A 13,769-nucleotide genomic window follows, 5' to 3' on the forward strand; every position below is an offset into this window, starting at 1 on the left:
ATCAGAATCCGTAGGTGACGCCTTCGGGCGTGAAGCTGGCCTTCGCCCGGCGCGCCGAATGGCATTGCATGTTAACGGCAATGGGGTTCATCGTGATGTGGGTCGCAGCGAGCTCGATGTGCACGGCAAAGGCGGTCGAGTCGCCGCCGAGGCCCTGCGGGCCGACGCCGAGCCGGTTCACGGCGTCGGACAGTTCGCGCTCGAGCCTGGCTCCTTCCTCGTCGGCGCAGGCACTGCCCAGCGGGCGGACGGCGGCGCGCTTGGCCAGCGCCACGCACAGGTCGGAGGTGCCGCCGATCCCGACCCCGACGATGGTCGGTGGGCAGGTCTTGCCGCCGGCATTGACGACGCAGTCGATCACGAAGGCCTTGATCGCGTCGATGCCCTCGGCCGGCACCGCCATCTTCAGGAACGAGTTGTTCTCCGAGCCGCTGCCCTTGGGGATCATCTGGATCTCGAACGCGCCGGCACGATCGCTGAAGTCGATGTGGATCACCGGGACTTCGATGCCGCAAGAGCTGTGCTGGTTCTTGCGCGTGAGCGGGTGGACCACCGAGGAACGCAGCGGATGCTCGCGCGTGGCCCGCTCGCAACCGCGCCGGATGGCGGCCTGCAGGGCATGACCGTCGAAGCGGACCCCGCTCCCGATCTTCACGTTGTAGATCGGGATGCCGGTATCCTGGCACAGGAGGTTGTCGTTTTCCTCGGCCACCTCGATGTTCTTTACCATCGTCGCGAGGATGGTCCTGGCGCGTGGCGCGGTCTCGGTACTGGTGAGTCGCCCGAAACCATCCTTGATGTCGGGCGGCAGGATCTTCAGGGCCCGGATGTAGAGTTCTTTGGCAGCTTCTTCAACGGCCGGCAGGTCGATTTCCATTGCTTCCCTTTCGTTGCAGTGTTTCACATGACCAGCGCGAGCGCGAAGGCCATGCCGGTGGCGCCGGCAAACCCGGCGCTGGCGGCGATCCAGTTCTTGCGCAGCCCGGACCAGGGCCCGAATTCAATCAGCAAGAGACGCACCCCGCCGCTCATATGGGCCGCCAGCAGGACCACCAGTCCCCATTCTGCGATTTTGAAGAAAGGGCGGTCGGCAAATCGGAGGAAGCCGTCGAGGGCGGCCTCGCCGTGGATCGCCTTGCCCAGCGCCCAAAAATGAACGGGCAGGAACAGTGCGAGCGCAAAGCCCGACAGGCGGTGGACCAGGAAGGCCCAATAGGCCGGATGATTGCGTGCGCGATAGTCATTGGTTCGCCTCATGTGAGTACCACTCCATATACTGCGATCAGGCCGGTCACGAACAGCAGCGCGCCGAACAGGCCGGCCACGGTCCAGACCGGCTTCTCGCCCCAGTCCAGCGTCTCCTGCAGGATCCTGGCCATGCCGATTGGTACGTGGACCGCACAGGCGAGCACGAAAACAGTGTAGAAAATTCCGAAGGTAATACTGCCGTGGGTGCGGCCGAGGATCTCCCCCCCGCTCAGGCCACTGCGGACGGCGTAGATGATGATCCCGAGGTGGATCAGGGTGCAGGCAGCCAGCACTGCGGCGCTCATGCGCTGCCAGTACCACAGCCGCACCTGGGTCGCCAGCGCGCTCATTCGAGGCCTCCAAGAGCGGCCTTGACCACCAGGCGCTTGAGGCCGGCGATGCCGGCCGTCGGGGCCAGCGATTTGGGACAGCGTTCGGTGCACGAGCCCTGGGTATGGCAGGAATGGCAGCCGGCATCGCCGGCGACGGCACGCATGCGTTCCGGCTGTGCGATGTCGCGTACGTCGTTGACCAGGGTCCAGGCACGGTTCAGCGCGGCGGGCCCGAGGTAGTCGGGGCGCCAGGCCACCACGTCGCAGGAGGAATAGCACACGGCGCAGCCGATGCACTCGATGCCGGCGTCGGCGGCGCGGCGCTGCTTCGACGCCGGTTCGACGCGCGCGAACTGGTCGTAGCGGGTAAGCACGCCCTTGAAGCTGCCCTTGGCCCGCGCCCACTTATCGAAAAATTCCGTCATGTCGACCACCAGGTCCTTGACCACCGGCAAGTTCGACAGGGGCGCGATTTCCAGTTTGCCGCCAGCGGCCACGTGCGAGACGTGCGAGCGGCAAGTCCAGCCAGCCTTGCCGTTGATATTCATGGCACAGGAGCCGCACATGCCGACCCGGCAAGCGTAGCGGTAGCTCAGGCCGGGGTCGAGGTGGCGCTGGATGTAGGTCACCACGTCGAGGACGGTCTGGCTGTCCAGGCGCGGGACTTCATAGGTGACGAACCCGCCGTCCTCCTTGCCGCGCCACACTTTCACTTCAAGATTCGTCGTCATGCTGTCGTCGCTCCCTTATGCACCGCACCGATCCCTGTGCAGCTATTCTGGAAGATCACTGACGAAAGCGAAAGCTATACTTTATTTGTACGAGATAAAGAAATTCTTTATTATTGAAGGCATCGATTTCCCATTGAACGAGGTGTTCCTCCATGCCGTCCATCCGTACACTCAAGACCTTCCTGGCAGTCGCGAAATTCGGCACCTTCGCTGCCGCCGGCAAGGAAATCGGACTGACCGCCGCTGCGGTCGGGCTGCAGGTGCGGGCGCTCGAGGAAGACCTCAACCAGGTGCTGTTCGACCGTGGCCCACGCGCGGTGGTGCTCAATACTGCCGGCCGCAAGGCGGTACCCCAGGTCGAGGAACTGCTGGCCTGCTACGAGGCGCTGGCCGATTCCGGCGACAGCGACGAGTTGTCGGGCAAGGTGGTGATGGGGGCGCTGGTGTCCGCGCTGATGGGCGCCTTCGCCGATGCCTTATGGAGCCTGAAGCGGGAGCATCCCAGGCTGCAGATCCAGCTGTTCGCCGGCATGTCGAGTGATTTTGCCCATCAGGTCGAACGGGGTGAACTCGATGCCGCGGTGATGACCCAACCGCCGCGCGCCCTGCCGGCCGGCCTGCTGTGGACGCGCCTGTACACCGAGCCGATGGTGTTGATCGTGCCGCGCCGTCCTCATTTCGCGCTGCCGGAACGTCCACTCGATGTGCTGCGGCGCGCGCCCTTCATCCGTTTCGACCGCCGCACCTGGACCGGCGACCTGGTCAAGGACGTGCTGAAGCAGTGCGGCGTGACCACCCGCGACGAGATGGAGCTCAATTCGGTGGAAGCGAGCGTGGAGATCGTGCGCCAGGGGTTCGGTGTGTCGATCGTGCCCAAGCTGGCCAACGTCGACTGGGAAAAGGACCGGTCCCTGCAGGTGATCGTATTACCGGGGGTGACGGTCGAGCGCCGGGTCGGGCTGTGCGAACGCACCCGGCATAGCCGGATGCGCTTTACCGGGGCCCTGAAGACCTATTTCGAGGCCGGAGCGCCCGGGAAGCGGCGCAGATAGCGCCACGGAAGGATGCGGCCGGGCCCGTGGCCCGGCCGTGCGCGGTCAAGCGCTTTCGTACAGACGGGTAAGGACAAACTCGCGGTGCCCCAGCGCCTCGGCGGCGGTGAGTCGGCCGTTAGCGGTGCGCAGCATCGCCTCGAGGAGCAGGTCGCCGGCGCCGTCCATGTTGATCTCGCGCTGCAGCAGGCCCGAGGTATCGACGTCGACGTGTTCTTCCATCACACGTACCGTCTTCGGATTGGCGCAGATCTTGATGACCGGGAGGATCGGGTTGCCGATCACGTTGCCCTGGCCCGTGGGGAAGAAGTGCACCGCATAGCCGGCCGCCGCGCACAGCGTCACCATCTCGGCCGCGGCCGACGACGAATCCATGAACCACAGGCCCGGACCGGTCGGCGCTTCCGCCTTGTCGAGTACGCCGTCCACCTTGCAGTGCTTGCCGATCTTCTGGATGTTGCCCAGTGCTTTTTCCTCGATCGTGGTCAGGCCGCCGGCGATATTGCCCTTGGTTGGCTGCGAGTCGGACAGGTCTGAGGTCTTGTAGCGATTGATCATGTCCTGGTACTTGTTGAACATGGTCATGAATTTTTCCTTGACCTCGGGCGTGGCGCAGCGCGATGCCACCAGGTGCTCGCCGCCCGTCAGTTCCGACGTTTCGCCGAACAGCAGCGTGGAACCGACCGCATACAGCTTGTCGAAGGCGTTGCCCACCGTCGGGTTGGCACCGCAGCCGGAGGTGGTGTCGGACTCGCCGCATTTGGTGGATACCCACAGCTCGCTGATCGGGCACTCTTCGCGCTGCTTTTCGGAAGCGCCCTGCACCAGCACGCGGGCGGCCTTCGAGGCACGCATGATGGTGTCGTGGTCGCCGTGGCCTTCGATGGCGAAGCCCTGTACCGGCTTGCCGGTGGCGGCGATGCCGTCAACGATCAGCTGCGTCCACGCCGGCTCGATACCGATGACGACGACGGCCGCCACGTTCGGGTTCGAGCCAGTGCCGATCAGGGTACGGAAGTGCAGCTCGAGGTCGGCACCGAATTGCAGCCGTCCGTACGGGTGCGGCAGCGCCATGGTGCCCTTGATGTTATTGGCCACCGCTTCGGCGGCGGCATTCGAGATGTCGTCGACCGGCAGGATGATGACGTGGTTGCGCACGCCGACGCGGCCGTTTTCGCGACGATAGCCGAGAAAGGTGGTTTCTTTGGTGATCATGTTGGGTTCCCTTGGATGCGATTGGACTGGACGAATACGGCGCGGCTTACCAGCGCTTGGTCTTCACGTTATGGACGTGCAGGTGTTCGCCAGCCGCGATCGGCGCGACCACCTTGCCGATGTCGACGCCGTACTTGAACACGGTGTCGCCGGCCGCGAGCGGCTTCAGCGCGATCTTGTGGCCGATGGGGATGTCGCTGACGGTACGCACCTCGACCATCCGGTCCTGCTCCATGATCCAGCCGGTCAGGGGCGTACCGGACTTGACGCCTTCGACCACGACCGTACCGACTGCGTCGCCTTCCTCATGCACCACGAAATGAATCATTTCAGTCTCCTTGTCAGCCGCTTCAGTGCGACCGTGAATCCATGCTAAACCAGTTCGGCGTGCGCTGTCAACCATATCATCTATATGAATAAATCCGTTTGTCGAGACCCGATGCCAGGACCGGCTCGGCCGGGCTGGCAACGGCGTCGTCCGCCAGCGGGTATGGAGCGCCCGAAACAGGCCAAGGGCGTGCAGGGTGTGCAAGACCAGGTGCGGGCCGAGCCGATGATTTTGAGCACGGGCGAAGACACCTACACGCTGCGCTTCGACTGCAAGCCTTGCGAGATGCGCGTCGTCGGGCGATGAAGCCCGGCATCCTGCGTTCGCCGCCGCCGCCGCCGCCGCCGCCGCCGCCGGCCCGTGCCGTACAGCCCGCTGACCTTTCATCGCCGCCGGCCCGTGTAGTGTGCTGCAGGGCGCAGGGTCACGTCTCCTGCCTCCGCTTGCTGCTTGACAGTCGCCGCATCCCTGACCCACAATCGAACGACCGTTCGATTTTCCTTTTTCAAGGGTCGCCATGACAAGTCCGACTGCAGTCGCCCACCGTATCTGCCCCTTCTGCGAGGCCAGTTGCGGCCTTGAACTGGACCTGGAAGGGGGCCGTGTCGTCCGCATTCGCGGCGACCAGAACGACGTGTTCTCGAAGGGCTTCCTGTGCCCCAAGGCGATCGGCCTCAAGGACCTGCACGACGACCCCGACCGCTTGCGCGTGCCACTCATCAAGCGTGACGGCAAGTTCGTCGAAGCGAGCTGGGAGGAGGCGTATGCCGAGATCGAGCGGCGCCTCCCGCCGATCATCGCGGCCGGCGGGCCGGACGCGGTGGCGACGGTGCTGGGCAACCCGACCTCGCACAAGATGAGCCTGATGCTCTACTTCCCGCGCCTGGCCAAGGCACTGGGCACCCGCAACATGTTCTCGGCATCGAGCGTGGACCAGGTCCCCAAGATGCTGTCCGTCGGCCTCATGTTCGGGAGCTGGCTGTCGGTTCCCGTCCCCGATATCGAACGGTGCGACTTCCTGCTGATCCTCGGCGCCAACCCGATGGTATCGAACGGCAGCTTGTGGACCGTGCCTGACTTCCGCGGCAAGGCCAAGGCACTCCGCGCGCGTGGCGGCAAGATGGTCGTGGTGGACCCGCGCCGCACCGAGACCGCCGAGGTGGCCGATGCCCACCATTTCATTCGTCCCGGCGCCGATGTCTTTTTCCTGCTCGGCATGGTGCAAGCCTTGTTCGACGAAGGCCTGGTGCGGCCAGGCAGGCTGGCCGCGCACTGCAACGGGTTCGAGGAGCTTGCTGCGGCCGTCAGGGACTACGCGCCGGAACGCGTTGCGGCGCGCTGTGGCATCGATGCCGCCACCATCCGCAGCCTGGCCCGTACGCTCGCCGCGACGCCGCGCGCCGCCATCTACGGCCGCATCGGCACCTGCACCCAGCAGTTCGGCACCCTGTGCTCCTGGCTGATCGATGTGATCAATGTCTTGACCGGCCACCTGGACGAGGAGGGCGGCGCCATGTTTCCCAAGGCCGCGGCATTCGGCGCCAACACACGCGGCAAGCCGGGCGTCGGCCGCGGGGTCGTCAGCGGCCGCCATCGCTCGCGCGTCTCTGGCGCCGTCGAGGTGGCGGGCGAGCTGTCGATCACCTGCCTGGCCGAAGAAATCGATACGCCCGGCCCGGGACAGATCAAGGCGCTGATCGCGATCGCCGGCAACCCGGTGCTGTCAAGCCCCAACGGCCCGCGCCTGGCCGCCGCGCTGGACGCTCTGGAGTTCATGGTCAGCCTCGACATCTACCTCAACGAAACCTCGCGCCACGCCGATGTGATCCTGCCGGGGCCGTCGCCGCTGGAGGACGCGCACTACGACGTCACCTTCACCCAGTTCTCGCACCATAATCACGCGCGCTACAGCCCGCCGGTGCTCCCTCGCCAGCTCGGCCAGCCTGATGAATGGGAAAGCCTGCTGCGCATCGCCGCGATCGCGAAAGGGCAGGGTGCCAGGGCCGACATCGAGGCCTTGGACGACGCCGCGCTGCAGCAGGAGCTCGACAAGTTGTTCGGTCCGGCCGCCGCGCAGGGGATGGCGGCCTTGGCCCCGCAGCGCGGGCCGGAGCGCTTGCTCGACCTGGCCTTGCGCACAGGCCCTTACGGCGACCAGTTCGGCGGGGTGCCCGGCGGCCTCACGCTGGCGCGAATCAGGCAAGCCCCGTCCGGCATCGACCTCGGACCGATGACCCAGCGGATTCCGGAAGCCTTGCGCACGCCGTCCGGCAAGATTGAACTGGCCCCGCCGATGCTGCAGGATGACCTGGCGCGTGTGGCGGCGGATCTGGCCGCGCCCGCACCGGACCTCGTGATCGTCGGCAGGCGCCAGCTGCGCTCGAACAACAGCTGGATGCACAACCTGCCGGTGCTGGCCAAGGGCGCCTACCGCTGCACGGCGCTCGTTCATCCGACTGACGCCGCCCGGCTCGGCCTGTTTGACGGCGGCATGGCGCAACTGCGTAATTGCGTAACGGCGGGCGCGCGGCGCATCGAGGTGCAGGTGGAAGTGAGCGACGAGATGATGCCGGGCGTGGTCAGCCTGCCCCATGGCTGGGGCCATGACCTGGCCGGCACCCGTCTTGGCGTGGCGGCCGGGCGGCCCGGTGTCAACCTGAACGCGCTGTTTGATGAGAACCTGCGCGACCCCTTGTCGGGTAACGCAGTCCTGTCCGGCGTGGCGGTCGAGATGGCACCGCTGGAGAGTGCCCTCGATTGAATCGACCTCAGGCCCGCGCCGCGACCACGGCCGGCTGCCTCCCCAGCACGAGAAAACCGAAGGCCGTCGCCAGCACGTACATGCTGGCGGAGTAGATCGCCGCCGGTACCATCAGCTTGAAGTCGCCCAGCACCGATACCGCGACAAAAATCGCCAGCGTCGAGTTATGGATGCCGATTTCGTAGCCGATCGCGATCGCATTCGGCTTGTCCAGTCCCATGAGGCGCGGCACGGTGTAACCCAGTCCCAGGCTGATGGCGTTGAAGGCGATGACGGCCGATCCGATCGAGGCGAACGAGGCGGTCAGCGCGGTCCACTCTTTGCCCATGGCGATCAGCGCCAGCGCAGCCAGCACCACCATCGAAAAGCGCTTCATGGGTTTCTCCGAGCGGGCGGCAAAGGCCGGCGCCCGCCTTTTCACGAACATGCCGATCACCACCGGCACCAGCACGATGCCGATCACTTCGATCACTTTCCCCGTTTGCATGGGCACCACCTGGCCAGTGCGGGCAAAGGTATTGATCGCAAAGTTGCCGATCAGCGGCAGGCTGACGATCGACAGCACCGTATTAATGGCCGTCAGCGAGATATTCATGGCGACGTTGCCGCCGAAAAGATGGCTGTACAGGTTTGCCGATACGCCGCCCGGTGAGGCGGCGAGCAGCATCAGGCCGACGGCATACACGGGCGACACGTCCAGCGCCACGATCAGGCCGTAGCAGACGGCAGGCAGCACCAATGCCTGCAGCACGAGCGCCAGTACCACCGGTTTGGGATGCCCGAGCAGCCGGCGAAAGTCGGCAACGGTGAGCGACAGCCCCAGTCCGAACATGATCAGGGCGAGTGCGCCGATCAGCAGGGTCGGCAACAGCGTGATAAAACTGTTCATTCATGTCTCCTTATTGTTTGTATAGGGAAGAACAACATCACACGAACGGTGGGCCGAGGGAGCCGGCCTGTCCCTCGACCCTGCCATCGAGGACGCAGGGCGGGGTGGGGCAGGGCCGGCGCGCCGGCCGGGTCAGGAGGGGCTCAGGTCAGGTAGCTCTCGTCGACGCGGTTGAGCTTGCGTAGCAGCGCAGGCCAGGCGAAGGCGCCCCCCAGACCCGAGGTCTGGACCTTCATCGATTCGGCGGTGGTGCCGAGGATCTCCGGCGCAATCATGCGCGGTTCGCCGGCCCCCGCCTGTGCGGCCAGCTGGATCTGGCAGGCGCTCTCGAAAATGTACATCGACAGGAAGGCATCGGGGATGCTGGCGCCGACCGTCAGCAAGCCGTGGTTGCGCAACATGAGGAAATTGGCCGTGCCCAGGTCGTCCTGCAGGCGCGGCTTTTCGGCGTCGTGCAGCGCGACGCCTTCGTAGTCGTGATACGCCAGCGAGGCGAGGACGAACATCGATTGCTGGGAGACCGGCAACACGCCATCGCGCTGGGCGCTGACGCCCACCCCGGCCCGGGTATGGGTGTGGATCACGCATTGCGCATCGTCGCGCACGGCGTGGATGGCGCTGTGGATGACGAAACCGGCGCGGTTGACCGGCAGCGGCGATTCGGAAAGCTTGTTGCCGTCCTGGTCCACCTTGATCAGGGACGAGGCGGTGATCTCGTCGAACATCATTCCGTAGGGGTTGATCAGGAAGTGGTGCTCAGGCCCGGGGACCCGGGCGCTGATATGCGTAAAGATCAGATCGGTCCAGCCGTACATCGCAACAAGGCGGTAACAGGCGGCGAGGTCGCAGCGCAGTTGCCACTCGTCTGCGCTGACCTGGTCTTTCATGGAGGGGATATGCATGACGGTTTCCTTCGGCGATGTTCAGGCAGATTGTTCGGCAGGCGACTCCGCCTTGTAAATGCTGCGGCGCGGCTTGGCGAACACGCGGCGCAGCATCGGCTCGAATTCGGTGAGCGGCAGTGTTTCCGCGTGCCTGTCGAATGCCGGCGCGTCATACAGGTCGCAGAATTCGGCCGTGGTGTCATAAAACGGATGGCCCGCGAACTGGTCGCGCATCTCGCGGTTCAAGCCCAGGTGATGGAAGAAGTAATAGCCCTGGAATACGCCGTGGTTCTGCACCATCCAGTGGTTGGCGTCGCTCACAAAAGGTTTCAGGATGGCGGCCGCGATATCGGGGTGGTTGAAGCTGCCCAGCGTGTCCCCGATATCGTGCAGCAGTGCGCAGATGACGTATTCCTCGTCCCGCCCATCCCGCAAGGCCCGGGTAGCGGTTTGCAGCGAATGCGTATAGCGGTCGACCGGGAAGCCGCCGTAGTCGCCCTCGAGGATTTTCAGGTGCGCCATGATGCGGTCGGGCAGGGCTTTCGCATAGGGCACAAATTCCTGGCCGATCAACTGCCAGTCTTCCCGCGTACTGTCCTGCATGTTGCTGAAATTTGCGCGCAAATTCATCGTTGTCGTCTCCTGTTTCTTGTTCTTGGAAGAACCGCCGTGGTTCTCTACCGATGGTATGACAGGTAGCGCTTTCTGGTTAATATTTTTTTATTCAATGAAAGGCGATCCTGGGCGTGTTCGGGCAGGCGCGCGCGCGCGCACACCTGCGCCTTCCTGCGCAGCACGGACGGCGGCGCGCCACAGGACAGGCTGGCGCCGTCGAGGCATGGGTGATGCAAGGGTTTGGGTTTCGGCCCCGACGTGATCAAGGGCCTGATGCGCTGATCCGCCGGGGACTGTACCCAGCGAAAACCGGGTCGGCGGGCGCATCTGCTGCGCCGATGGCGCTGCCGGGGAGGGTGTCCCGCCGCCAGCCTTACTGGGCATCCTCACCGGACGGTGAGGCGGACTGGCGCGACGTGGCACCTCGCATCTCGTGCTGGGCCGACGCCGCCCGGACTGGCGCGTGCGATGCGGTCTGGCGCAGGACCGACGGTGGCTGGGCGCCGACACGCGACACCGATGACCGTCTCGTACCCAGCGTGAAGTCGCTGGGCCGGTTCAAGCCGGTGGCCACCACCGTCACGCGCATGGCCTCGCCCAGCGTGTCGTCGAAGACCGCGCCGAATTTGATGATGGCGTCTTCGTTGGTCTGTGCGCAGATCGTGTTCATCACGAGCTTGGTTTCGCGCAGCCTCAACGTTTCCTCGGATGCGGCGATGTTGACCAGCACCCCGCGCGCGGCGCGCAGGTTGGCGCCATCGAGCAGCGGACAGGCGATTGCCTCCTCGGCTGCCTTGGCTGCACGGTCGTCGCCGGCGTGTTGGGCAGTGCCCATCATCGCCATGCCGGTCTGGCGCATCACCGTGCGGACGTCCTCGAAATCGACGTTGACCATTCCTGGCACGGCGATGATGTCGGCGATGCCGGTCACCGCCTTGCTCAGCACCTCGTCGGCGGCCGCAAAGGCCTGCTTTTGCGTGACATCGTCACCCAGGACTTCCTCGAGGCGGCTGTTGAGGACAATGATGAGCGAGTCGACGCAGCGCGCCAGCGCCGCGATGCCTTCTTCGGCCACGCGCATGCGGCGCGGGCCTTCGAACTCGAACGGTTTCGACACCACGGCGAGGGTCAGGATGCCCAGCTCGCGCGCGACTTCGGCCACCACGGGGGCGGCGCCGGTGCCGGTGCCGCCTCCCATGCCTGCAGTGATGAATACCATGTCGGCGCCCTTGAGCGCCTCGGCGATGAGGGTGCGTTCGCGCGTGGCGCTTTCGCGTCCGACCATCGGGTCGCTGCCGGCGCCCAGGCCGCTCTCGCCAAGCTGGATGCGTTTTTCGGTCTGGGTATTCGACAGGGCTTGCGCGTCCGTATTCGCGCAAATGAATTCGAAGGTGGACAGTCCGGAGGAGGCCATATGGTTGACGGCGTTACCGCCGGCGCCGCCGACACCGATGATTTTGATGACCGTCGCCGGGTTGGGAATGTTTGATTCGGACAAGGAAGACTCCGTTTTGAAGAAAGTGCGATCGGCGGCCGCGCGCCTGCCGCGCCGCGTGCTGGCTAATGCCGAGCCCAATAGACTACTTGCTGGGGCGCGCACGCGAAAGCGTGTAAACGCTTCAAATCGAAACCATTTGTAAGAGCGTGTGCAATCGTCGTGAAAGGCTGGCAGCACCCAGGACCGGAGGGAGGTAAATGCTGGCTATACAAATGTAACTAACCAACGGTGAATTGCGCTGGCACAGACTGGCCGGGCGCCGGCGACAACGACTACGACCAAGGATAACAATCATCCCGGCAGGCATCCAGGGAGGAGGGTCCCAAACCAGAACGCCCTATGTGGAGCACGAATGTTGAACCGGCAGCGGCAAGCTGCCGGGCTGGCCGGACTTCAACCGGGGTTCCTGATCCGCAACAGGCAGCACGACCGGACCTTTATTGCGTGCCCCGGGTTGTTCCCTTTTTTTGAGGAGGACGAATCGTCCCGCTGCTGGGCATTGTCGGGCGCGAAGCGTATGATGCGGCTCGGTAACGCAGGGTTGCCATCGTTCGAAAGTATCAATGAAGCTCCGCCAGAAAATCGGCGCTGCGCTCGCGCTCTGTGCAGTCGCGGCGCTCGTCTCCCGTCCCTCCCTCGCGCAGCCGGCCCCCGCCGCCATCCATACCCTGGCCGTCCAGGCCTCACAGTCGCCCGCGGTGCCCGCGAGCCCATACGACGAACGCGGCTGGCTCGATCGGTTCTACGCCCCGCGCAAGTATGCGCCAGCCTGGAATCCGTCGACTGCGGCGGCCGCGTTGTGGGTGCTGCGCCGCGCCAGGCTGCAGGGCCTGGATCCGCTCGACTACGGCACGGACTCGCTGCAGCGGCAACTGCGCTCCGGCGAGGCCGATACGGCCCGGTTCGACGTCGCGCTTACCTCGGCCATGCTTCACTACCTGGCCGACCTGCGCGTCGGCCGCGTGCGCTCCGAATATCACACCCGCCTGCCTGATCCGCGCCTGGTGCAATATGACCCGGTCGAGCGCCTGCGTGCCGGACTCGCCGCGGGGAGGCTGCAGGCGGCGGTGCAAGCGGCCGAGCCGAGAGTCTGGCAGTACGGGCGCGTCAAGGAGGCGTTGTCAAGGTATCGCGCGCTGTCCGGGCAGCCGTATCCGGCCTTGCCGCGACCGGGCGCCAGGCTCGTGCCCGGCGGCGCCTATCCGGCCGCGAAGGCACTGCACGCCCGCCTGGTGCTGCTGGGCGACCTGCCGGCCGATGCGCCGCCTCCGCCCGAGGGAAGCTACAGCGAGCCGATGGCGGAGGGCGTCCGGCATTTCCAGGCCCGTCATGGGCTCGGTGATGATGGCGTGCTCGGGCGTGGCACCATCGAGGCCCTCAATGTACCGCCGGCGCAGCGCGTCCGCCAGCTCGAACTGACGCTCGAGCGCCTGCGCTGGCTGCCGGATTTCGGCCCCGGCCCGCTCATCGTGGTCAACCTGCCGGCTTACCGCCTGTCGGCGCTCCATAATGTTAACGCTACTGCGGTCAACGATGGTGCGGGCAGCGCCGAGGCCCCGCTCGAGATGCGGGTCGTGGTCGGCTCCGCGATCAAGACGGAAACCCCGCTGTTCGTTGGCCAGATGCGCTACATCGAGTTCAATCCGTACTGGAACGTCCCGCGCAGCATCGTCGAAAAGGAATTCCTGCCCAGGATCGAGCGCAACCGGGCCTACCTCACGCAGAACGGGATGGAGACGGTGCCGCCAGGCGCCAGCGTGGCGGACCTGCGGGCAGGCCGGGCGCGCGTGCGTCAGCGTCCGGGACCGAAGAACGCGCTGGGGGCGATCAAGTTCGCGATGCCTAACCCGATGGACATTTACCTGCACTCGACCCCGGCGCGCGAGGTGTTCGAGCGCAGCCGGCGCGACCTGTCGCACGGCTGCATCAGGGTCGAACATCCGGCCGCCCTGGCCCAGTACGTGCTGAGCCGGCAGCGTGGATGGAACGCCGACACGATCCAGGATGCGCTGCAGCCGGGACCGACCCGGCACGTCGACCTGGTCCATGCGGTTCCCGTTGTGATTTTCTACGCCACCGCCACCGTCGACAGTGAAGGGCGGCTGCGCTTTGCCAGGGATATCTACGGCCGCGACCCGAAGCTCGAGCAGGACCTGGCAGCACGCCACAGGCAAATTACCTCCGCGGCAGGCCGGCGCTCATAAGCGCGTGCTGCA

Annotated in this window: 14 protein-coding genes; 4 read left to right on the plus strand and 10 right to left on the minus strand. The window is 65.4% G+C overall.

The window, feature by feature from the left end; all coding sequences use genetic code 11:
- Position 1: 1 nt before the first annotated feature.
- From AC1MEM_RS14670 to AC1MEM_RS14685, 4 genes are read right to left on the minus strand one after another with little or no spacing between them, the layout of a single operon-like run.
- Positions 2-877 (minus strand): fumarate hydratase, encoded by an 876-nt coding sequence (locus tag AC1MEM_RS14670; protein ID WP_499471591.1) that lies wholly within the window; start codon positions 875-877, stop codon positions 2-4.
- Positions 878-900: 23 nt separating this feature from the next.
- A complete protein-coding gene (sdhC, locus tag AC1MEM_RS14675; RefSeq protein WP_499471592.1) occupies positions 901-1,257 on the minus strand; it encodes a succinate dehydrogenase, cytochrome b556 subunit in 357 nt (118 codons plus the stop codon).
- Entirely contained in the window at positions 1,254-1,598 is a 345-nt protein-coding gene (locus AC1MEM_RS14680) for a succinate dehydrogenase (RefSeq protein WP_499471594.1), read from the minus strand. The genes sdhC and AC1MEM_RS14680 overlap by 4 nt, the downstream gene beginning before the upstream one ends.
- On the minus strand, positions 1,595-2,311 hold the full coding sequence (locus AC1MEM_RS14685) for a succinate dehydrogenase/fumarate reductase iron-sulfur subunit (protein WP_499471596.1): 717 nt from the start codon (positions 2,309-2,311) through the stop codon (positions 1,595-1,597). Before AC1MEM_RS14685 ends, AC1MEM_RS14680 begins: the two co-directional genes overlap by 4 nt.
- 152 nt (positions 2,312-2,463) lie before the next feature.
- On the opposite strand from AC1MEM_RS14685, the gene AC1MEM_RS14690 reads away from it, so the two are divergent.
- Entirely contained in the window at positions 2,464-3,363 is a 900-nt protein-coding gene (locus AC1MEM_RS14690) for a LysR family transcriptional regulator (RefSeq protein WP_499471598.1), read from the plus strand.
- Between the two features lie 45 nt (positions 3,364-3,408).
- Here AC1MEM_RS14690 and AC1MEM_RS14695 read toward each other — a convergent pair whose 3' ends face one another.
- A complete protein-coding gene (locus AC1MEM_RS14695; protein ID WP_499471600.1) occupies positions 3,409-4,578 on the minus strand; it encodes a UxaA family hydrolase in 1,170 nt (389 codons plus the stop codon).
- A gap of 46 nt (positions 4,579-4,624) precedes the next feature.
- Positions 4,625-4,906 (minus strand): UxaA family hydrolase, encoded by a 282-nt coding sequence (locus AC1MEM_RS14700; protein ID WP_499471602.1) that lies wholly within the window; start codon positions 4,904-4,906, stop codon positions 4,625-4,627.
- A gap of 162 nt (positions 4,907-5,068) precedes the next feature.
- On the opposite strand from AC1MEM_RS14700, the gene AC1MEM_RS14705 reads away from it, so the two are divergent.
- Together AC1MEM_RS14705 and AC1MEM_RS14710 are read left to right on the plus strand one after the other, a co-directional pair.
- A complete protein-coding gene (locus tag AC1MEM_RS14705) occupies positions 5,069-5,212 on the plus strand; it encodes a hypothetical protein (RefSeq protein ID WP_499471603.1) in 144 nt (47 codons plus the stop codon).
- Between the two features lie 211 nt (positions 5,213-5,423).
- Positions 5,424-7,667: a molybdopterin-dependent oxidoreductase gene (locus AC1MEM_RS14710; protein ID WP_499471604.1), complete on the plus strand. Its 2,244-nt coding sequence runs from the start codon at positions 5,424-5,426 to the stop codon at positions 7,665-7,667.
- Between the two features lie 7 nt (positions 7,668-7,674).
- On the opposite strand, the gene AC1MEM_RS14715 is transcribed toward AC1MEM_RS14710, so the two are convergent.
- The 4 genes from AC1MEM_RS14715 to ftsZ all read right to left on the minus strand — a co-directional run bounded on the left by AC1MEM_RS14715 (position 7,675) and on the right by ftsZ (position 11,553).
- Entirely contained in the window at positions 7,675-8,556 is an 882-nt protein-coding gene (locus AC1MEM_RS14715) for a bile acid:sodium symporter family protein (protein WP_499471606.1), read from the minus strand.
- A 143-nt stretch (positions 8,557-8,699) separates the two neighbouring features.
- Entirely contained in the window at positions 8,700-9,458 is a 759-nt protein-coding gene (locus tag AC1MEM_RS14720) for a class II aldolase/adducin family protein (protein WP_499471608.1), read from the minus strand.
- A gap of 21 nt (positions 9,459-9,479) precedes the next feature.
- A complete protein-coding gene (locus AC1MEM_RS14725) occupies positions 9,480-10,070 on the minus strand; it encodes an HD domain-containing protein (protein ID WP_499471610.1) in 591 nt (196 codons plus the stop codon).
- 358 nt (positions 10,071-10,428) lie between these two features.
- A complete protein-coding gene (ftsZ, locus tag AC1MEM_RS14730; protein WP_499471612.1) occupies positions 10,429-11,553 on the minus strand; it encodes a cell division protein FtsZ in 1,125 nt (374 codons plus the stop codon).
- 698 nt (positions 11,554-12,251) lie between these two features.
- Between ftsZ and AC1MEM_RS14735 the strand changes: the two genes are divergently transcribed.
- Positions 12,252-13,757: a L,D-transpeptidase family protein gene (locus AC1MEM_RS14735; protein ID WP_499471614.1), complete on the plus strand. Its 1,506-nt coding sequence runs from the start codon at positions 12,252-12,254 to the stop codon at positions 13,755-13,757.
- The last annotated feature ends 12 nt before the right edge of the window (positions 13,758-13,769 follow it).

This window comes from Telluria sp. AIW5, from assembly GCF_056680575.1.

Excerpts from the sequence above, each read along its gene's own strand:
- AC1MEM_RS14670 (WP_499471591.1), bottom strand. The coding sequence starts at position 877 with ATGGAAATCGACCTGCCGGCCGTTGAAGAAGCTGCCAAAGAACTCTAC.
- sdhC (WP_499471592.1), bottom strand. The coding sequence starts at position 1,257 with ATGAGGCGAACCAATGACTATCGCGCACGCAATCATCCGGCCTATTGG.
- AC1MEM_RS14680 (WP_499471594.1), bottom strand. The coding sequence starts at position 1,598 with ATGAGCGCGCTGGCGACCCAGGTGCGGCTGTGGTACTGGCAGCGCATG.
- AC1MEM_RS14685 (WP_499471596.1), bottom strand. The coding sequence starts at position 2,311 with ATGACGACGAATCTTGAAGTGAAAGTGTGGCGCGGCAAGGAGGACGGC.
- AC1MEM_RS14690 (WP_499471598.1), top strand. The coding sequence starts at position 2,464 with ATGCCGTCCATCCGTACACTCAAGACCTTCCTGGCAGTCGCGAAATTC.
- AC1MEM_RS14695 (WP_499471600.1), bottom strand. The coding sequence starts at position 4,578 with ATGATCACCAAAGAAACCACCTTTCTCGGCTATCGTCGCGAAAACGGC.
- AC1MEM_RS14700 (WP_499471602.1), bottom strand. The coding sequence starts at position 4,906 with ATGATTCATTTCGTGGTGCATGAGGAAGGCGACGCAGTCGGTACGGTC.
- AC1MEM_RS14705 (WP_499471603.1), top strand. The coding sequence starts at position 5,069 with ATGGAGCGCCCGAAACAGGCCAAGGGCGTGCAGGGTGTGCAAGACCAG.
- AC1MEM_RS14710 (WP_499471604.1), top strand. The coding sequence starts at position 5,424 with ATGACAAGTCCGACTGCAGTCGCCCACCGTATCTGCCCCTTCTGCGAG.
- AC1MEM_RS14715 (WP_499471606.1), bottom strand. The coding sequence starts at position 8,556 with ATGAACAGTTTTATCACGCTGTTGCCGACCCTGCTGATCGGCGCACTC.
- AC1MEM_RS14720 (WP_499471608.1), bottom strand. The coding sequence starts at position 9,458 with ATGCATATCCCCTCCATGAAAGACCAGGTCAGCGCAGACGAGTGGCAA.
- AC1MEM_RS14725 (WP_499471610.1), bottom strand. The coding sequence starts at position 10,070 with ATGAATTTGCGCGCAAATTTCAGCAACATGCAGGACAGTACGCGGGAA.